The sequence below is a fragment of the Clostridioides difficile ATCC 9689 = DSM 1296 genome (assembly GCF_001077535.1).
Taxonomy (GTDB): domain Bacteria; phylum Bacillota; class Clostridia; order Peptostreptococcales; family Peptostreptococcaceae; genus Clostridioides; species Clostridioides difficile.
In genome coordinates this window covers 1,225,951-1,245,643 of the sequence record NZ_CP011968.1, presented here as the reverse complement: position 1 = coordinate 1,245,643, position 19,693 = coordinate 1,225,951, and the positions used below count along the sequence as shown (strand labels likewise).

The 19,693-nt window shown below is 27.0% G+C and carries 18 protein-coding genes and 1 tRNA gene; 1 reads left to right on the top strand and 18 read right to left on the bottom strand.

Annotated features, from left to right (window positions below):
- Positions 1-83: 83 nt before the first annotated feature.
- From CDIF1296T_RS06080 to polA, 5 genes are all read right to left on the bottom strand, one after another.
- Positions 84-296, bottom strand: a complete 213-nt coding sequence (locus CDIF1296T_RS06080; protein WP_003428495.1) for a heavy-metal-associated domain-containing protein — start codon at positions 294-296, stop codon at positions 84-86.
- 72 nt (positions 297-368) lie between these two features.
- Positions 369-2,084, bottom strand: coding sequence for an ABC transporter substrate-binding protein (locus tag CDIF1296T_RS06075; protein ID WP_003438044.1), 1,716 nt, complete (start codon positions 2,082-2,084; stop codon positions 369-371).
- Positions 2,084-2,638, bottom strand: coding sequence for a lytic transglycosylase domain-containing protein (locus tag CDIF1296T_RS06070; RefSeq protein WP_003438043.1), 555 nt, complete (start codon positions 2,636-2,638; stop codon positions 2,084-2,086). The genes CDIF1296T_RS06075 and CDIF1296T_RS06070 overlap by 1 nt, the downstream gene beginning before the upstream one ends.
- Positions 2,631-3,233: a dephospho-CoA kinase gene (gene coaE / locus CDIF1296T_RS06065; protein WP_009896070.1), complete on the bottom strand. Its 603-nt coding sequence runs from the start codon at positions 3,231-3,233 to the stop codon at positions 2,631-2,633. The genes CDIF1296T_RS06070 and coaE overlap by 8 nt, the downstream gene beginning before the upstream one ends.
- 8 nt (positions 3,234-3,241) lie before the next feature.
- Positions 3,242-5,890 (bottom strand): DNA polymerase I, encoded by a 2,649-nt coding sequence (gene polA, locus CDIF1296T_RS06060; RefSeq protein ID WP_009896068.1) that lies wholly within the window; start codon positions 5,888-5,890, stop codon positions 3,242-3,244.
- 151 nt (positions 5,891-6,041) lie between these two features.
- Between polA and CDIF1296T_RS06055 the strand changes: the two genes are divergently transcribed.
- Positions 6,042-6,129: transfer RNA gene (locus tag CDIF1296T_RS06055), tRNA-Leu, on the top strand.
- Positions 6,130-6,315: 186 nt separating this feature from the next.
- On the opposite strand, the gene CDIF1296T_RS06050 is transcribed toward CDIF1296T_RS06055, so the two are convergent.
- The 13 genes from CDIF1296T_RS06050 to rgbR all read right to left on the bottom strand — a co-directional run bounded on the left by CDIF1296T_RS06050 (position 6,316) and on the right by rgbR (position 19,619).
- On the bottom strand, positions 6,316-6,759 hold the full coding sequence (locus CDIF1296T_RS06050; RefSeq protein WP_003438037.1) for a hypothetical protein: 444 nt from the start codon (positions 6,757-6,759) through the stop codon (positions 6,316-6,318).
- 2 nt (positions 6,760-6,761) lie between these two features.
- Positions 6,762-6,959 (bottom strand): helix-turn-helix transcriptional regulator, encoded by a 198-nt coding sequence (locus CDIF1296T_RS06045; RefSeq protein ID WP_003438035.1) that lies wholly within the window; start codon positions 6,957-6,959, stop codon positions 6,762-6,764.
- Positions 6,960-7,150: 191 nt separating this feature from the next.
- Positions 7,151-8,017, bottom strand: a complete 867-nt coding sequence (locus tag CDIF1296T_RS06040) for an AraC family transcriptional regulator (RefSeq protein ID WP_009896064.1) — start codon at positions 8,015-8,017, stop codon at positions 7,151-7,153.
- A gap of 225 nt (positions 8,018-8,242) precedes the next feature.
- Entirely contained in the window at positions 8,243-9,112 is an 870-nt protein-coding gene (locus CDIF1296T_RS06035) for a nitroreductase family protein (protein ID WP_003438030.1), read from the bottom strand.
- Positions 9,113-9,617: 505 nt separating this feature from the next.
- Entirely contained in the window at positions 9,618-9,839 is a 222-nt protein-coding gene (locus tag CDIF1296T_RS06030; RefSeq protein ID WP_003428522.1) for a hypothetical protein, read from the bottom strand.
- A gap of 500 nt (positions 9,840-10,339) precedes the next feature.
- Complete coding sequence (locus tag CDIF1296T_RS06025; RefSeq protein ID WP_003428523.1) at positions 10,340-11,320, bottom strand: hypothetical protein; 981 nt, start codon at positions 11,318-11,320, stop codon at positions 10,340-10,342.
- A gap of 163 nt (positions 11,321-11,483) precedes the next feature.
- Positions 11,484-12,356, bottom strand: coding sequence for a metallophosphoesterase (locus tag CDIF1296T_RS06020; protein WP_009888897.1), 873 nt, complete (start codon positions 12,354-12,356; stop codon positions 11,484-11,486).
- A gap of 163 nt (positions 12,357-12,519) precedes the next feature.
- Positions 12,520-13,071, bottom strand: a complete 552-nt coding sequence (locus CDIF1296T_RS06015; protein ID WP_003438024.1) for a helix-turn-helix domain-containing protein — start codon at positions 13,069-13,071, stop codon at positions 12,520-12,522.
- 19 nt (positions 13,072-13,090) lie between these two features.
- Positions 13,091-13,993: a glycyl-radical enzyme activating protein gene (locus CDIF1296T_RS06010; protein WP_009896060.1), complete on the bottom strand. Its 903-nt coding sequence runs from the start codon at positions 13,991-13,993 to the stop codon at positions 13,091-13,093.
- A gap of 14 nt (positions 13,994-14,007) precedes the next feature.
- Positions 14,008-16,380, bottom strand: a complete 2,373-nt coding sequence (locus CDIF1296T_RS06005) for a glycyl radical protein (RefSeq protein WP_003438022.1) — start codon at positions 16,378-16,380, stop codon at positions 14,008-14,010.
- A gap of 220 nt (positions 16,381-16,600) precedes the next feature.
- Entirely contained in the window at positions 16,601-17,290 is a 690-nt protein-coding gene (locus CDIF1296T_RS06000) for a hypothetical protein (RefSeq protein ID WP_009896058.1), read from the bottom strand.
- Positions 17,291-17,532: 242 nt separating this feature from the next.
- Positions 17,533-18,912: an ATP-binding protein gene (locus tag CDIF1296T_RS05995; RefSeq protein WP_009896056.1), complete on the bottom strand. Its 1,380-nt coding sequence runs from the start codon at positions 18,910-18,912 to the stop codon at positions 17,533-17,535.
- Positions 18,906-19,619, bottom strand: coding sequence for a two-component system response regulator RgbR (gene rgbR, locus CDIF1296T_RS05990; RefSeq protein ID WP_018112783.1), 714 nt, complete (start codon positions 19,617-19,619; stop codon positions 18,906-18,908). Before rgbR ends, CDIF1296T_RS05995 begins: the two co-directional genes overlap by 7 nt.
- Positions 19,620-19,693: the final 74 nt, after the last annotated feature.

Sequence of the window (19,693 nt, the reverse complement as noted above, 5' to 3'; positions counted from 1 at the left end):
GTAAAATCAAACATACTCAATCTCCCCCATTTTTAGACCTCTATTACTCCCCCAATAGAGGTCTTTTTTTAGTTTATCAATTTCTATTCAATTCCCTTTAGTTCAAATCCTAATTCTGCTATCACTTCTTTTAATTTTTCAATAGATACATCATCTTTCATATCTACAGATGCACACTTATTTTCTAAATCTACATCTAAAACTTCAATACCATCTATATCTTCTGTTAATGCAGTTTTAAGATGGTTTACACAATGACCACAACTCATACCTTCTACTAATAGTTTCTTCTTCATTTAATTACCTCCTTATACCCTATAAGGGTATTCTATCATATAGTTTATACTTTTTAAATAGAAATTAATCATTTAATTTGATTCATTCGATTTTATATCTAAATTAGATATTCCCTCATATACATCAAAATCATTTGGAGTAATTTTACCTTTTAATCTACTATTACTTACAATATAGTTGTTTCTCACAGCTAAACTTATAAATGTTGCATTATCTTTTATATATGTCTGTACATCTTTGTATGCTTTTTTTGTTTCAATTTCAGACGTAGAACTTGTAAGTGCAGACATATATCCATTTAACTTATCATCAGTATATCCACTACTCGCTATAATACTACTTGCATCTGGTATAATTGATAGTTTCCATCCAACTAATGCTAAATCATAATTTTTAGAATTAAGAGCATTTTCCATATCCTTATCTGACAGCTGATTTACTGTACTATTTATTCCTATAGCTTTTAAGTTTTCATTTATTATGTTTGCAGTTTTTATTCTCTCACTATTATCTCTGTTTACTATTATCTTTAAGTTCATTTCAGAAAGACTTTTCTTTACTTCCTCTTTTTCTCTATTTTTTTTCTCTTCAGCTTCTTTTTTGATTCTATCTTCTTCTGCTTTTTTAGCTTTTGCTTCTTCTTCTGGCGTAAGCTTCTTTGAGTTCTTTTTAGCTGATTTTTTCTGATTTTTTACTTTATTGTCATTTTGATTTACTGAGTTTACATTTGCATATTCTACCTTAGCAAGACACTCTATCGCCTTATCTTTATTAAACTCTAAATCCTTCATTTCACTATTATAGTATTTTGATTTTGAATTAAGTGGAAAATTAACTGGAGTAGCATCATCCATATAACCTTCACTAATAATTCTATCTTTATCTATAGAGTGTGCAATTGCTTTTCTAAAATTAACATCTTTGAAAAAAGGATTATTATAATTAAATAATACACACTCATAATCTCTTCCTTGATATTTTGTTATATTAAACTCTTTTTCTTGAAACTTACTTAAATCATTTAATGTAACATTGGTTATATCACTATCAAGAGCCATAACCATAGATGTCCTTGCATCTTCATTAGGCACCATACCTACTTTTATGTTCTTCATGGTTTTTGGAACTTCTTCATAGTAATCTTTGTTTACAGATAAAACCATTCCTTCTCTTTCTGTATATGATTCTATTTTATATTTCCCATTTCCTATCATATTATTATTCTTGTCATTTACATCTTTTGAATCTAAATGATTTTGAGATACAATTGGAAAAATTAAACTATCAATTGAAAAAGCATATCTAGCTTTAAATTTTATTGTAAAGTCTTTATCTGATTTAATATTCACAGAAGCTATATTTTTAGTAAATTCATTATATGGACTATCTGCACTTTTTTGAATTAAACCAATAGTATAGTTTACATCATTTGAAGTAACATTTTTTCCATCATGCCACTTTGCATCTTTTAGCTTTATATCTATACTCATTCCATCCTGAGCTATATTATACTCCTTAACTAATTGAGGAATTACATTGTAGTTCTCATCTATAGTAAATAAACTATCATAAACTAAATTCATTATATAACCAACAGACTTATCAGTATTAGTTATAGGATTTATAGTTTTTGGAGTTACCATTGTTAAGTTTATATACTTAGCATCTATAGAACTTTGACTTTGTAAACTTGAATCACTACTACTTTGTTTTGTTTTAGTATTACTACAACCAGCTACCATAAGAGTTATAGCTAAAACGACTGTTAAGACTTTTATTCTCTTCATTAGTTTTTTCCTTTCTTGCCATATATCTTATTATAATGTTCGTAATTATTTTTTACTTTTTCTACATATTTTGAAGTTTGCTTAAAAGGTATATCATGTAGATTTTCGCCATCTTTACTATATTCATTATTTTCTAACCATTTTTTCACATTACCTGAACCACCATTATATGCAGCTATCACTAAATCTAATTTACCAAATTCTTTGTATAACTTACTTAAATACCAACAGCCAAGTCTTATATTAGTCTCTGGGTCGAAAATATCCACATTTTTTAAATTTAGTTCCTCTGCTCCCCAATCTCTAGTTATGTCTAATATTTGCATTAATCCTTTTGCTTCCTTTTTTGAAACAGCAGAACTATTAAACTTACTTTCGGCTTTAATAACACTGTAAACTATATTTTCATCTAAATTAAATTCTTTCGAATACTTTTCTACATACTCTGAATATTTTTTAGGATATAAAAATTTATGTATTACTTTGCTTTCCATTAATAGTGCCCCAAATAAGATTATAAAAATAGATAGAATCAATACTTTCTTACTATTCACGCCAATTCTCCTTCATGTACTCAATAAATTTATGTGCTTTACTTTCTAATTCAGTTATTGTTCCCGAATTATCTATTATATAATCACCATATTTGGATTTTTCTTCCTGACTCATCTGTGAATTTATCCTACTAAGTGCTTCCTGCTCACTGCAATTATCTCTCTTTTGTATTCTACTAATTTGTACTTCTTGTTTACAAGTAACTACTAATAGCTTGTCAACCATATCTAAAAAACCACTTTCTACCAATATTGCCGCATCTAACACTACTATATTTTCGCCTTTTTTTCTCAATTTTTCTATTTCACTTATTATTTTTTCTCTTATTCGTGGATGAGTCAAGTTATTTAATTCCTTAAGTTTTTCTTCATCACTAAAAACTATTTTCCCAAGAGCTTTTCTATTTAGAGTTCCATCATCATTTTTTATACTTTGCCCAAAATGGACAAATATTTTTTCCAATAACAACTTATCCTCAAATATCTTCCTGGATATAATATCAGCATCCACTATAGGAATGTTAAGATTTCTAAATATATTTGATAGGCTGCTTTTTCCACAGCCTATTCCTCCTGTAAGTCCTAATATCAACATAAAATCACCTACTTTGTCTCATACCAAGAACTACCTACATTTAAATCTACATCTAAGTGAACATCCATATTTACAGCATTTTCCATTTCTTCTTTTACTATTTTCTTAACTATATCTATTTCATCATCAATTGCTTCAACTATCAACTCGTCGTGAACTTGTAGTATAAGTTTTGATTTCAAATTGTTCTCTTCCAATTTTTTATGAACATTTATCATAGCAATTTTTATTATATCTGCTGCACTTCCTTGTATTGGTGCATTCATTGCAAATCTCTTTCCTCTATTTCTTTCCATAAAATTGCTTGACTTTATTTCTGGTATATATCTTCTTCTGTTTAAAATTGTTACAGCATATCCATCCTCACTAGCCTTTTCTACTGTTGTGTCCATAAACTCTTTTATTTTATGGTATTTAGCAAAATAACTTTCGATATATTCTTTCGCCTTTGGAACAGGTATATTTAAATCATCAGCTAGACCAAAGTCACTTTTACCATATATAATACCAAAGTTTACAGCTTTAGCTGCACCTCTCAATTCACTAGTAACATCTTCCATAGGAACATTAAAAACTTGTGAAGCTGTTTTGGTATGAATATCTTCATGATGTTTAAATGCTTCTATCATATTTTCATCCTGACTCATATGTGCAAGAACTCTTAGCTCTACTTGTGAGTAATCGGCATCAACCAACTTACAGTTATCATCTGCAATAAACACTTTTCTTATTTTTCTACCCATTTCCATTTTTATAGGTATATTTTGAAGATTTGGTTCTGTAGATGAAATTCTTCCTGTAGTCGTTATAGTTTGATTAAATGATGAATGTATTCTATTACTTTCTGGATTTATTATATTTAAAAGTCCTTCAACGTAAGTAGAATTTAACTTTACTATTTGTCTATACTCAGTTATCTTATCTATTATTGGATGCTTATCTCTTAATTTTTCTAAAACATCTGCATTAGTTGAATATCCAGTTTTAGTTTTTTTAATTATTGGAAGCTCTAATTTTTCAAATAATATAACACCCAATTGTTTTGGTGAATTTATATTGAATGGCTCTCCTGATAATTCATAAATTTCCTTTTCTAATGTAGCTATTATTTCTTTAAATTCAACACTCAATTCATCCAATATACTTTTGTCTACTTTTATACCTTCATACTCCATATGACCTAAGACTTCTACTAAAGGCATCTCTACATGATAAAAAAGACCATCCATACTCATATCCATTAGACTTCTTTCCATCATAGGAACTGTTTCTTTAACTGTGCATATTATTTGACCCATATACTCTGCTAAATCCTCAAATTCTAAATCCTCATAGTTTTTAGATTTAACACCCTTTCCTAATAATTCTTCTTTTGATTTAACCTTTTTTGATAAATACTTCATAGCTATTGCACTACAATCATATGAGGTAGATGAAGTTGAATCTATTAAGTACTCAGCTATTGTTATATCAAAATACATATTTTCTAAGTTTATATTATATGGTTTTAAAGATATATAATCATCTTTTAAATTATATCCATACTTTTTAATTTCATTATTTGAAAATATACTATCTAACTTTGACACTTCATTTGAATCTACATAATATATTTTTTCTCCATCTACACTTATAAAAATATATATTATATTTTTTTCAAGTATATTACCTTGTCCTCTAACAGTTTTTAAAATAACTTGTCCTTTTTTGTTTACTTCATCTATAAATTTTTCTATATCTTTTAATTTTAATATTTCTATTTTTTCTTCTACGTGTTCTGTGTCATCTGAATCGACCAAATCAACTAATCTTGATAAGAGACTTGTAAATCCAAAGTATCTAAATTTATCTAAAAGTTCATCTTTATCATAATCGCCAAAAATCATACTATCTAAATCCACTTCTATTGGCACATCTCTTATAATTGTTGCAAGTCTTTTACTTTGAATAGCTATTTCTTTGTTTTCCTCTATTTTCTTTTTTACACTACCTTTAAGCTTATCTGTATTCTCTATTAGATTCTCTATACTAGAAAACTCTTTTATAAGCTTTATACCTGTTTTTTCACCTATTCCAGGTACTCCAGGTATATTATCAGACTTGTCTCCCATAAGACCCTTTAAATCGATAAATTGTGTTGGAGTCATCTCGTATTTTTCAATTACAGAATTAAAGTTGTATTCTTCAACTTCTCCAACTCCTTTTTTTGTTATAAGAGTAGTTGTATTGTCTGAAGCAAGTTGAATAGCATCTTTGTCTCCAGTTACTATGTATACCTTATATCCATTTTCTTCTGCTTTTTTAGAAACAGTACCTATAATATCATCTGCCTCATAGCCATCTATTTCCAATCTATTTATTCTAAATTTATCTAAAAGGTCTTTTAATGGCTGTAATTGTTCTGCCAGTTCATCTGGCATTCCCTTTCTTCCAGCCTTATACTCTTTATATTCTAAATGTCTAAATGTAGGTGCTTTTCTGTCAAATGCTACACTTATATGTGTTGGTTTATATATATCTATCATTTTAAATAGCATTGTTGTAAATCCATATATTGCATTGGTCTTTAGCCCTTCTTTATTATTCATTTCTGGAAGAGCATAAAAAGCTCTATTTATTATTGAATTTCCATCTATTATAATTAATTTTTTTTCCAAATTATATCACTCCTAAAAATTATCTATTTTTGTAACATATATATTATATACCAATATACTGTTATTTAATATTCCCATAATAATAATAGTATATTAAAATTAAATATGTTGCAAACAATATATTTTTTTGCTATAATAATATACATGACATGCCCGAGTGGTGGAATTGGTAGACGCAGTGGACTCAAAATCCACCGGACTAATACTCCGTGCCGGTTCGAGTCCGGCCTCGGGCACCATTAAAAACTCCTAAAGCTATTTATTCAATAGATTAGGAGTTTTTTTATTTTTGATTTAAATTTTAAGTTATTTTTTGAAATTACTGTGTCTTTTTAAAATTTATATAATTATATAAATTTATCTTCTAGCATTAATTTAAAAACTAATTTACTTTTATATAATTTTCTATTTTATATCATAACTTATTACAACCTTTTATCTAATTTATTGTATACAACAACACTACAAATAAATTGAAATAAAATAAGCAATCCAAGAACAACTAAAACCCACTTGCTTATTACCATTACAGAAAATACACTCAATATAGAAACAATAAATATAAGAATTACAAGAACATAGCACATGATTTGATTAGTGATACGTCCAGCTTTATCACGTAACATAATTCTTCTTTCATCATTCATCTCTATCCTTTGATTTTTTATCTTTTCTTCATAATCTACTGCTCTTTCAGGTTTACTCCAATACATATATTGAAGAATCATACATACACCTGGACCTAAAGCAGCTCCAGATAATCCCCAAATAAAGGCCTCAAATGAAAACTCAGTAAATGTAGCCAATAAAACAAGTAAAATTCCACAAATAAAATATATAATTCCAACATATAACATATTCTTTTTCATTTTTACTCCTCCTCATAAATAAATATTTCTTCAATACTCATATCAAAGTATCTAGCTATCTTAAAGGCTAAGATGATAGAAGGATTATACCTACCATTTTCTAATGAACCTATAGTTTGTCTTGATACTTGCAAAATAGAAGCAAGTTCTTCTTGTTTTATGCCTCTTTCTTTTCTTATTTCTTCTAATCTATTTTTCACATCTATCCCCCTTTAATATCTCAACTACGGAAAGTCTACTTTCCATAATTATACAACTATATTCCATTTATGTAAAGCTTACTTTCCATATTTACAAAAAAATAACAGACTATTTTCAGCCTGTAATTTTAGAATTTCATGTTGTTTATTAATTTTAATGTTATTTATTAATTCCATATTATTTATTAATTTTAATTTGGTTTCTGAATTGGAATCCAAACTTCTGTAGTATAATCAGGAGCATTGATATCGCCATTGGGATAAAGTTCAATATCTGGTAAATTAGCATACACATACCCAGAACTTGGTAACCACTCAGTAATAATTCTTTTTTGCAATTCCTGTATTGCCAGAGCATTTGGCATTGGAGAAACACATTCAAATACTGCCCATGTGCCTGATGGTATTAAGTATTCATGAGTATCTTCTAATACAGGCTTATCTGTTGGAGCAGCAATATAATAATCTAAACCCTTACTATTTGTACACACACTAACTCCAAGCAATCCACAAGGTTCGTTATTTATTAACTCTGAAAGTTTATCAATTGTTCCATTTTTTATGCATTTAGCCCATAACTTAGGAACTTTCTCAAAACACTCTTCTACAATCATGTTCATACTTTCTTTTATACCAACAATACGAAACCCTTTCTTTTCTACAATACGATATTGCATTTCTATATTTCCTTTTACATAAATGCTTAATGTCATCTTAGGATATGCTTTTAAAACAACACCCTTTGCTCTAGCTGCAGATGGAGAAATGTTATGTATATTTTGAAAAGCTCTATTAAAAGATGTTGGTGAATCGTAACCATACTTCTCAGATAGTTCTAAAATTTTGATGTTACTGTTCTGAAGTTCAAATGCAGCCTTAGTCATACGTCTTCGTCTAATATATTCAGATAATGGTACTTCTGCAATATATGAAAACATTCTTTGAAAATGAAAGGTTGAACAACATGCAATTTTTGCTGCTTCTGCATAATCCACTCCACTTTCGAGATTTTCTTCAATATAAGTAATAGCTTGATTTAATTTATTTATCCATTCCATTTGATATTACCTCCAAGCAAATTATACAGTTTAATAAAATAATATACCTCTCTATTCATGCACAAAATTGTAAGCATTTAAATTCATAAGTATTTTTCAATCAATACAATAAATATAAAAATTGTATTATACAATAAAAAAGTTCAATAACATTATATTATAAAATGTTATTGAACTTTTTATAAAAATTAATTTAAGTGTAGTTAAATTAAGTATTACACTATCTTATATATTACAATATCCTACTATCTTATAGTCTTCTGGCACTTTATAATCTTTGTCTGGAGTACCTAAATTCCATTTTAAATCAAACATAGTTGCACTTATTATTGTTGCAAAATAAAGCATAACTATACCAATGTCTATTTTTTCTTCATATAAATTAGTATGACCATCTTTTCTAACAGCTAAAACTACAGTGCCTCCATCAACTATAAATCTCCATGGTTGTCTATTTAATGTAGATGGAGCTAATCTTGCATAGTGAAATGCATCAAGAAGTGCTCTTTCTTCTAAGATTTCTATACTTGCAACATTTCCCCATTCGTTCATATAAACAACATCTTCTACACCTAGTCTAGTAGACCCCTTATCTGTTACAACTTGCATATCAGATTTTGAATAATTTTGCCCAGTTTTTGTAGCATTTAATACTTTAGCATTACTTACATTTTCTCCATATCCAATAGCTATAATTCCTGTTACCTCTTTATCTGAATTAATTCCAAGTTTTTCTTTTACCTTTTTTCCATCTTCAAAAGTAACCCAACAAGAACCAATTCCAAGTTCTGTTACTTTAAAGATTATACTTTCTCCTATGTACCCTGAATTTTCAATGTAATTATCTTTTATGTCAGATAATATTATAATATAACTTGGAGAATCTATCATATTTCCTTTGTACCCTGCTACTTTATCTAAATTATTAAAAACTTCACTTCTATTCATAATTCTTACATCAACATCTATTTCTGGAACTAGTTTCTTACAAGATTCTGAGTATTTCTTAATTTCACTAAGATATTCTTCTTTAATATCTGTGTTCTTATATTCTCTAACAGACTTTCTATTTAATATGATTGTTTTATAATCCATAATTTTATCCTCCCCAAACTAGTATTGTCTTAATTATATACCCATTAATATATTATTTTACTCATTTATTTAATAAATAAAGATTACAATTTTGTAATTATTATTTATTAATAATATTCCACTTTTACATTAATAATGACCAGTTGTGCAAAATCCATTGCCAACCACCAAATAAAAACATATTATAAAGGTAATATAAAATAACAAACAAATCTTAACAAAAAATTAAACTTTTTTTACACGAAAGAAGGCTTCCCGTTGCCTTCTTTATTTTTATAAAAAAATAAGCTGTTTCTAAAATGATTTCACATTTTTGAAACAGCCAAGTTATTCTATAATGACAACTATAATTTGAGGATGTGAGGGAGAGTTGTCATTATAAATTTAGGGTAATTATATTATGTTTTAAGCTAGTTCTTTCTATATTTATATAATACATTTTATATATGAATTTTATATGAGATTGGTATAAATGATATATGAAATTACATATGTTTATATTATATTAAATTTTATTATTACATTTTCCACAACAATACTCATATGTCTCCACATTATTTGGAATATTTACAAATACAAATTCTTTACAGTTCTCACAATACTTTAATATAGATATAGTTCCACAAGTGTAACATTCAAATATTACACAATCCTCATTTTCCTCTACTATTTCAAACTTTTTACTATGTTCACCACACTCTGGGCACTTGTGATTATTTACATTCATAAATACTCCTCCTTATTAGTATAGTTACATGTCAAAAACTTAATTAATGTATTCTATATTACTTATTATATATTCTATAATAAATCATATTCTAATATAATAAAACAAATTAAATAAAAAAAAACCATAAATTTTAAATTTATGGATTAATTCTTGTAATGATAACTCTATTTGAGGATGTGAGGGAGGGTTATCATTACAATAGGGTATTATATTATGGTTTTTAAGCTAGTCTTTCTACACCTCATATGATACATATGCTATATGAATTTTATATGATTTTTACATAAATATTTTATGAAATTTAAATTTTTTAGTCATTTTGAAATTTGTAAAAAGTTCTCTAAAAATCCACAGCATCATAAACAGCCAAAATTTAAGTAAAACATCATAAAAAAATTTGTCCAATAATTTTAACAAGTAATCTCACCTCATTATAATTATTGACACAAACTTAAATAAACAATCTATAAATCTTCTATAAATCTTAAACTTTCCCCCTATTGATACACAATTTCTAGTTTGTCAATTTTATTTTGCATTTCTAAGAAAATTTCTTCAACAGAATTGTTAAATATATTGCCTAAATAGATTCTTTTATCTTTTTGAAATGAATAAGATTTTACACTACCATCAGAAGAAATATATAAATGACTCCACTCTGCTCCATATTTTGAAAACCTCTCCTTTGTATCTTTAAACCTCATATCTTCTATTTTTATTGCTTTTTCTCTGTCTCCTCTTACTACAGTGTGACCCCTTTTTATTAAACTGGTTATTTTTATATCTTCTTTTAATTTAATACGTGTATCATCATTTTTTGAATATACTTTCCATATCACTTTATGACGATAATTATCTAATTCCTTTATTAAGCTTCTATCAATAGTAAAACTATCTTTAGTTACCACAATTAAATCAAAATGGTCTAACATATATTGAAATATTTCTCTCATACTTTTATTTTTTAAAATATCCTCACCAATAACCTCTATAAATCTACAGCCTTTCTCATACATGCAGTTCAATAAACTTGTGATTTCAGAAAAATAATCATTTGTATTATTATCTCCATCTATTTCTATAGTAAAGTACAAAGGAGTAATGTATGATTTATTTCCTGTTATCTCAAATACACTTGATAGTGTCTGTATATCATCTTCAAACGTTAAGTATACATTCTCATAAAACATAAAAAATTCCATAACTTTTTCTTTCATATTATGGATATTTCTATATCTATTGGATAATATATTTATTATATCGTCAGTAGTATTTTTCCCATCACATTCAGCCAGTATAACAATTTGCTTCCAACTTAAGCTATCCACATTTCCGATACTTTTTTTATATCCATCTTCTTCATCATAAATAGGGCCAATTATAATGTTTTCTTTTGGCCACAGATGAACCCTAGTTCCATCTTTTAATTTCGGATATTTATTTTTTACAGACTCATAAAATCTACTTGTATCACCCATGATTCTTTACTACCCCCCATAGTTTAAATATTCTATGCTAAAAATAGCACTTTATTTTTATTAATTCAACAATTATTCAAAATTGGTCATTATATATGTTTAAATGGATTTAACATCAACCTTATTTATATGTTATTGATGTTTATATATGTTATATAAAATCTTATTTCTCATACTTCAATGTAATCTTAACTATCTCTGGTTTACAATTAAGCCTAATTAAAACTTTTGAGCCTCCTAAGCCTTTATTTAAAATCATAGTGCTATTATCTTTTTCATATTTTCCCCAGTCATACTTAGGAAAGAACTCTCTATTTGGAGATAATACACCTCCAACAAAAGGTATTCTTATTATACCTCCATGAACATGTCCTGCTAAAACCAAATCTGCTCCCCATTTTGCATATTTTTCAAAGAAAAATGGTGTATGTGCTAAAAGAATGTTATATTCATTTTCATTAACTTTACCTAGATTGTCTTCTACAAAATTGTCACTTAGTTCTAATTTTTTGTTATTAGCAAATAAATATGGATAGCATTCCAATGGTATAATTAAACCATATAAATTAAGATGGCTATTACCTCTATATATTCTTACAGATTCATTTTCCATATTTATTATTTTCTTTGAATATAGTTCCTTAAAATAATCCTTATATAGATGTTTATACTTTTTTATTAAAGATTTTTGTTCATGATTTCCAATTATATGATATACTTCATATTTTTCAACCAAATTATCTATTAAATCTAATGCAACTTGAAAATTTTTATTTTCTCCATCTACTAAATCTCCTGTTATAAATATAACATCTGGGTTTAATGATTCAATTTTATCTATCAATACCTTATTATTTTTATCAAACACCTTATTATGTAAATCACTCACTTGAACTATTTTAAAGTTATCAAATTCCTTTGGAATTTTTTTGTTGAAAATAGTATATTCTGTCGTTTCTATATGCTGAGTTTCATACTTATACAGAATATACAATAATATTAATACTAATACTGTCATTGAAACCTTTATAATCATATTCTCTTCCTCTTTATTCTATTTTGTTAATATTATTATAATGCTTTTATGTTTTTTTTAAAACAATAACATCATCACATACATATAAATCTTTTCGACATTATAAAAATAAGTTATCCTTTTCTAAAATTTTCATTTATTTTAGAAAAGGATAACTATAAAATTATCTATAAACCTCTATATTGTGAAATATAGTTTTTCCTTTATTTAAATTTTTATATATATGCTCTAAAGTTCCATCAAACCTAATAGAATGTCCAGACTCTAAAATATAAGTTTTCCCATCCACATTAAGGTCAAGTTTACCTTCTATTACGAGTACATACTCTTCTAAAACATGACTATGTGTAGATGAAACATGAGTACAGTTTTCCTCAAGCTCAATTATAAAAAGTTCAAACCTTCTTTGAGGGCTAAAAGGGTATATTGGATATAACTTCATGTTCCCTTTTTGCTCAACAATAGGCTCTACTTCTTCTTTCTTTATAACCTCATAGGTATTTGTATTTTCATTTAATAGTGTAGTAAAATTTATTTTAAATCCAGATGAAATTTTCCATAAAGTAGATACTGTCGGACTTGATTCACCTCTCTCAATCTGTCCAAGCATTGCTTTACTGACACCTGTCATCTTTGAAGCTTTGTCTAAACTTATGCCCATTTCTTGTCTCAATAACCTTAAATTTTCTCCCACATTAGGAAATTTATTATCCATGTTAAAATCCTCCTGATAGCTATTTGTATTCTATGATTTTTACTCCTGTAAGTTCTACTATCTCTTTTAATTTTAACATATGATTGTTACAAATTTCATCAAATTCATATATATAATCTTCAAGCCCTAATGCCTTATATTTATCGATTCCAAATTTATGATATGGAAGTAACTCCATCTTGCCTCCTGGAACATTTTGTTTAACAAATAATGCAGTATTTCTTATATTTTCTTCACTATCATTTACTCCATAAATAATTGGCACTCTTATAACCATAGATTTATTCAACTTTGAAAGCCTACATATATTATCTAATATAATTTTATTACTTACTCCTGTATATTCTTTATGAATATTATCATCCATAGATTTTATATCTACAAATATGTGGTCTATTTTCTCAAATACATCATTTACCTTATTCCAATCAAAATATCCACAAGTTTCAATTGCAATATTTATGCCTTTATCATAAAAAATATCAACTAATTCTCTTAAAAAATCAATCTGAAGTGTAGGTTCACCTCCAGAAAAAGTTATCCCTCCATTAGATTCAAAGAAAAATATAAAATCTTTTTCAACTTCCTCTACTATTTCTTCAACACTCATTTCTTCGGTCATTATACAAATGGCATCTTTAAGACATACCTTGATACACTCTCCACATAAATCACATTTATTATTTATTTGCGTTCTATCAAATAGTGAACTTATATTTTGAGGACAAACATCTATACATCTATTACAGGATACACATTTATCTTTCATAACACCTAATTTTACTATGTTACTCCAGGAATCTGGATTAGAACACCACTTACATTTTAATTTACATCCTTCTAAAAATATAGTAGTCCTTATTCCATCTCCATCATTTACTGAAAAATGTTGTACTTTTACAACTCTACCTTTTTTACTCATAATCTACCTCATAATTAAAAATTGCTATGTGAATTTCTAGCTATTATAGCATCTTGCATTTCTCTTGATAAATTAACAAATTGAGTACTATATCCAGCAACCCTCACTAATAAATCTTTATATTCTTCTGGATTTTCTTGCGCTTTTAATAGAGTATCATTTGATATCGTATTAAATTGTACATGGAATCCTCCTAAAGCAAAATATGATTTAATCATAGATGTTAGATTTCTAAGTCCTCTTTCAGTTTCCACCAAATCTTGATTCAGTCTTAAATTTAGAAGTGTTCCACCAGTATGAACATCATGATTTATTTTTGATGCAGATTTCATTGCTGCTAGTGGACTTGTTGTATCAGTACCAACAAATGGAGAAACTCCCTCTGTCAAAGGTTTTGTCGCTTTTCTTCCACAAGGAGTTGCACCTACTATTTTTCCAGTTGGTACATAGTTTGATATACCCATAAATGCACTATTAAATTTAGAGCCAAAAATATCCTTGTATTTTCTAGTTTCAGTATAATAAAAATCAGAAACTTCAATTGCTAATGAATCTACATAATCATTATCATTTCCATACTTAGGAACATCCAACGCAAGTTTTCTTAATTCTTCATAACCTTCCCAATCATTATTTAGTGCTTTTGTTAATTCTTCTAACGTAGTCACCTTATCCTCAAATACTAATTTTTTTATAGCTGCCAATGAATTTGAAACTACACCTAACCCTATACCAGTTAATACAGGACCTATATTATATTTTGCTCCTCCTTTACTTAAATCAACTCCCTTATCCAAACATCCATCTACACAAGTAGATAAAAATGGTCTTGGTACCATTTCTTTATGAATTTGTTGAGCAACAGTAGTTCCTATAACAGAACTTTTTACAAGATATGCTAATTGCTTTAAAAACTCATCCTTAAGTTCTTCAAAAGAAGTAAATTCTGTGATATTTTTTGTATCTAACCCCATTTTTTCTCCAGTTAATCTACTCTTACCTTCATTCATAGCATATTCTAAAGCTGCTGCAAAATTGATATTTACGGCTGAAGTCCACTGTCCTGTTTTTCTAAAATGAGGAACTACACAACCACAGTTACTCCAATCTCTAGCATCTTCTGCATCATATCCATCTTGTAATAACATTTGTGCCCCTGCACTATCGCTGTGTATAGCAGGGAAACCAGTTCCTTGTTTTACCAATTTAGCAACTGCCATTACGAAATTATCTGGTGCTCCTTGACTCACTCTAACACTTAATCCTGGTTGGTGAGTTTTTACACTTTCTGTAGCCTTTAAACACATATATGAGATATCATTCGTTCCATCAGTACCATTTCTCTTTTTACCACCAACAGTAAGATTTTGGAATTGATTATATCCTGCAAAGTAATTTGCTGTATTTGCTGATATAGTCCATACCCATTCTGATAACTTAATCCAAAGTGCTTCTATCAATTCTTGAGCTTCTGATTCAGTTATTTTACCTTCTCTAGCATCATTTTCATAATATGGATACATATATTGGTCAAATCTACCTAAATTTAATGCCAATGGATTTTCTGATAGAATACCACCTAATTGAACAAACCATACAAATTGTATTGCTTCATAAAAATTAGTTGGAGGGTTTGCTGGTACATTCATACATATCTCTGAAATTTTTATAAGTTCTAACTTTCTCTTTTCATCTGTTTCTTGCTTACTCATCTCTTTTGCAAGATTTGAATATCTTTGTGCCAATGTCATAATACCCTGTGCAACTATAGAAACAGATTTGTAAAAATCTATCTTTTCAATATTTTCTGAAACTGATATATCTAATTCTTTAATTTTTTTATCTGCATCTTCCTTAATCCCTTTATATCCTTTTACAAACAATATATCTTGATAATCTGGTGTTACTTCACCAACTGCCTGTCTCCACTTAGAATCATTATCTATTATTCCTGTATCTACTAATATCTTAGCTGTATCTTCTGGGATTCTTGCTAAGAAAACTTCTTCCAAAGATTTTCCCTTCCAATATGGAAATATTTCTTTTCTTATAAATTCTATTTGTTCTTTTGATATTACATATGGGTCTTGAGTTCTTTTATCAAAAGTATCCATTTCTTTGTCTACCCATTGCCAAGAAAACTCTGGTGTCAATATCCCTGTTCTTCTAAATTTTCCTGCTGTACCTACTATTAATTCATTTTCAAAGATTTTTATAGGAAGTTCTTTACATGTCTCCAAAAAAGCTTTAGCTCTTCTTATACAGATAGCTTCTCCCTCAGTTTTTTTATGTGATTCTGTAAAAATTCTAGCCCTTTCACAACATATCATAGGTTTAGAATTAATATATTCTTGTCTAAATGCTTCTATTCTATTAGTTTGACTCATTTAAAATCCCCCTTTGGATAATATATACTACATTTTTGTATGTTATAACATACTTTAATTATATTATACTGTCCTTTAGCATAAAATGGAAGCAAAATAACTTATTTTTTTTCATCTACCTTGAACACCTATATATTAATACTTTTTTTGTTAAATTTATAAAATCTAAAAAAATTTTCTATGATATATTTTCTATATTGTTATAGTTATGTCTAATATACTAATGATTTGAAATATCAAATTTGTATACTAGACTTAGTTTTAAAACCTTAGTTGATTGTTTAACTTTGTTAACTTCAACATGTATATCCTTCATATAAGGAAGCTCTACAACACCTACTCCCTTATTAAAGTCTTCTTCAACCATAGAAAAAATTTCTTTCTCAGTTAAGTTCGTATTAGTCAATGATTTAAATAAATTGTATATAAATTTAATATATTTATCACTCTCAGATAACTTATCATCTTCTGGATACTCTTTAGCACAGAGAATATCTATTGTTACTTTTCCTTCTTTATCGTCTTCAGACATAGAATAGAATAAACTTCGAATATTTTTTTCAGGTGGTTTTTCAGCACCATTTATAGATACTACAAAGCTACCATCTGATTTTGAGTTAGTAATACTATAACCACTGTCTATTATAGCTTTCGAAAATCTTTGAGATAAATCTTTTTTTACTTCTTCTCTACCTTTCGCATCATTAATCTTTTGTGAGTAATTATTAAATAGCTCGATAGATTCATCTTTTTTATCTTCAACTTGTTCTTTCAATGAATCTTTACTAATTTGTTCTGAGCTACTTAAGTTCTTATCAGATACAGGAGACATACACCCTACCATCAATGCTAAGCTAAGATTTAAAGCCACAATTATTGCCACTCTATTTATATTCCTTTTTACTTTCATACACAATCCTCCCATCACACTAACCGCTCTAAAGTATTATTCATTGCACTAGAATATATTTATATTTTCTTTATATTAAAGATTTATTATTCAATACATATCACCTTCCTATCCAATTCTTATAACTTACTATTAGTAAAATATTATAAGCTCCTTAATACAGAAATAAGGATGTTATCTTTTGTTATTAAAAGATAACATCCTTATTTTTTTGTATCAATACATATGTCCCAACTGGTAACTTAATCGCCCCAACTGTCAGTATCTTGGTCCAATGGTATATATATATTTAGTATAAATTTATCGATACTATTTTCAAATAATAATTCTCCATTATATTTTTGTAAAGAAGATTTAATACTCTGAATACCTATTCCATGTACGAACTTATCCATTTTGTTTGTTAACAATATATTTTTATTAAAAGTAAGCTGATTTAGTTTACTATTTTCACATTTAAGTACAAAAAATGACCTTGTTATAGTTCCTTTAATTCTAATATATTTATTAACATTTTCATCCACTATTTTATCACATGCTTCTATTGCATTATCCAAAATATTAGAAAATATGCTTGACACATCTATAGGTTTTACAAAATTTACTTTTGAAAAATTTATAGAGCAAGTAAATTTAATTCCTTTTTTTAAACATATTTCACTCTTTTCGTTGATTATAATGTCTAATATCATATTTCCTGTATTATAGATATATTTAAATGTTTTTATTTCATCTTTTAAATTGTTAACATATTCATTAATTTCTTTGCTATTGTTTCTAAGGTTGTCTATACAATAAATGTGATTATTTATATCGTGATATAGTTTCTTAACTCGCATATGAGATTCTTGAATACTTAAATAATGCGCATATTGCATATCTAACTTATTTTTTATTAATTCAGCTTGAGATTTTAATCTATTCTCTTTTATTATTTCTTTAAACAATAGTATAAGAAATATACTACTAGCTCCTACCAATTTTGGATTAACAAAATTATCAAAATAGTATCCTTCTGAATGTAATGACCCAAACCGTTCTAATTTTTTTAATACATAATTTACAAGCATATTCATTGTATTAACTAATAAGGCAAATAATAAATATACATAATTTCTCTTATCTTGGCTAATTAATTTTATAGACTTTCTAAAAAAGCTAAATATAAGATATATAAGAATAATTATTAAATTACTATATATCTGAATTTTTATAGATTCTAAGTGAGGTACTAATAAAGATTCTTTAGATGAAATAACATTACCTGTAATTGCAAAAAATAGTATTCTATATATAACAGCATCCAAACATTTATAATATACACTAAATAGATAAAAGAAAATGGAATACTTAATATAACCCATCTTATAAAAATAATTATAGTATCCTCCCCAAGCAATAAATGCTAATATATAAAATAAATAGTTTATATTACTAAAGTAATTTCCTCCATTAAATAATCTACTTATCTGAATTATAATATAAATAAGAAACAAGACAATATAGAATACTATTTTTTCATTTTTTTTACTATCCTTTTTATAAATTAAAACTCCGTTCATTATAGAAAACTGTATAAATATAGATAAAACTACTAATAGCTCAGTCATAAAGTTTAGCATATTGTATCACCAAGAAATTTTAAAAATTTCTCCTTAACTTCTTTATATCTATATCTACTAATAGGTACCTCTTCTCCACTTTCCAGTATTGCAGTATTAGGCTTTATACTTTCAACATATCTTAAATTTACTATAAAACTTTTATGGCATCTTATAAATTTATATGGATTTAATTCTTTTTCTATTTTGCCTAAACTATATTTTATATCAAAATTCTTGTTTATTGTGTGTATTAGCATATCTTTTTTTTGAACTTCTATATATTTTATTTCATTTAAATAAATCTTATATGTATTAGACTTATTTTTTATTGTAATATGACTTTCCTTATTTATTTCAATATCTTTGATACAAGTTAGCACATGTTTTTTTAGTTCTTCCAACTCTATTGGCTTTAGTAAATACCTATAAGCTCTTACCTCATAACCTTCTTGCACATAATCTATTAATGAAGTTACAAATATTATTTCCATTTCATTGTCTACTTCTCTAATCTTTCTTGCAGTATCCATTCCATTTAGTTTTTCCATTTTTATATCAAGAAGTAATATATCTATATCTTTTAAATTACTTTCCAGTAACTCTTCTCCAGATATATACTTTTGTATCTCATATTCTATACTTATATCTTTTAATATATTCTCAAGGTAATCTTCTATTAAAAGTTGTGTTTCTTTTTCATCTTCACAAACTGCTATCTTAATCATAAAATGCCTCCTTACATAATTTCTAGTTAATACAATTAAAATATTTATAATATATTTAAAGATAATTTTGTATA

Coding starts and splice junctions, on each gene's coding strand:
- rgbR (WP_018112783.1), bottom strand. CDS start 19,619: ATGATTAAGATAGCAGTTTGTGAAGATGAAAAAGAAACACAACTTTTA.
- CDIF1296T_RS06000 (WP_009896058.1), bottom strand. CDS start 17,290: ATGAAAGTAAAAAGGAATATAAATAGAGTGGCAATAATTGTGGCTTTA.
- CDIF1296T_RS06080 (WP_003428495.1), bottom strand. CDS start 296: ATGAAGAAGAAACTATTAGTAGAAGGTATGAGTTGTGGTCATTGTGTA.
- CDIF1296T_RS06005 (WP_003438022.1), bottom strand. CDS start 16,380: ATGAGTCAAACTAATAGAATAGAAGCATTTAGACAAGAATATATTAAT.
- CDIF1296T_RS06015 (WP_003438024.1), bottom strand. CDS start 13,071: ATGGATAATAAATTTCCTAATGTGGGAGAAAATTTAAGGTTATTGAGA.
- CDIF1296T_RS06040 (WP_009896064.1), bottom strand. CDS start 8,017: ATGGAATGGATAAATAAATTAAATCAAGCTATTACTTATATTGAAGAA.
- CDIF1296T_RS06035 (WP_003438030.1), bottom strand. CDS start 9,112: ATGGATTATAAAACAATCATATTAAATAGAAAGTCTGTTAGAGAATAT.
- CDIF1296T_RS06020 (WP_009888897.1), bottom strand. CDS start 12,356: ATGATTATAAAGGTTTCAATGACAGTATTAGTATTAATATTATTGTAT.
- CDIF1296T_RS05995 (WP_009896056.1), bottom strand. CDS start 18,912: ATGCTAAACTTTATGACTGAGCTATTAGTAGTTTTATCTATATTTATA.
- CDIF1296T_RS06010 (WP_009896060.1), bottom strand. CDS start 13,993: ATGAGTAAAAAAGGTAGAGTTGTAAAAGTACAACATTTTTCAGTAAAT.
- CDIF1296T_RS06075 (WP_003438044.1), bottom strand. CDS start 2,084: ATGAAGAGAATAAAAGTCTTAACAGTCGTTTTAGCTATAACTCTTATG.
- CDIF1296T_RS06050 (WP_003438037.1), bottom strand. CDS start 6,759: ATGAAAAAGAATATGTTATATGTTGGAATTATATATTTTATTTGTGGA.
- CDIF1296T_RS06025 (WP_003428523.1), bottom strand. CDS start 11,320: ATGGGTGATACAAGTAGATTTTATGAGTCTGTAAAAAATAAATATCCG.
- coaE (WP_009896070.1), bottom strand. CDS start 3,233: ATGTTGATATTAGGACTTACAGGAGGAATAGGCTGTGGAAAAAGCAGC.
- CDIF1296T_RS06030 (WP_003428522.1), bottom strand. CDS start 9,839: ATGAATGTAAATAATCACAAGTGCCCAGAGTGTGGTGAACATAGTAAA.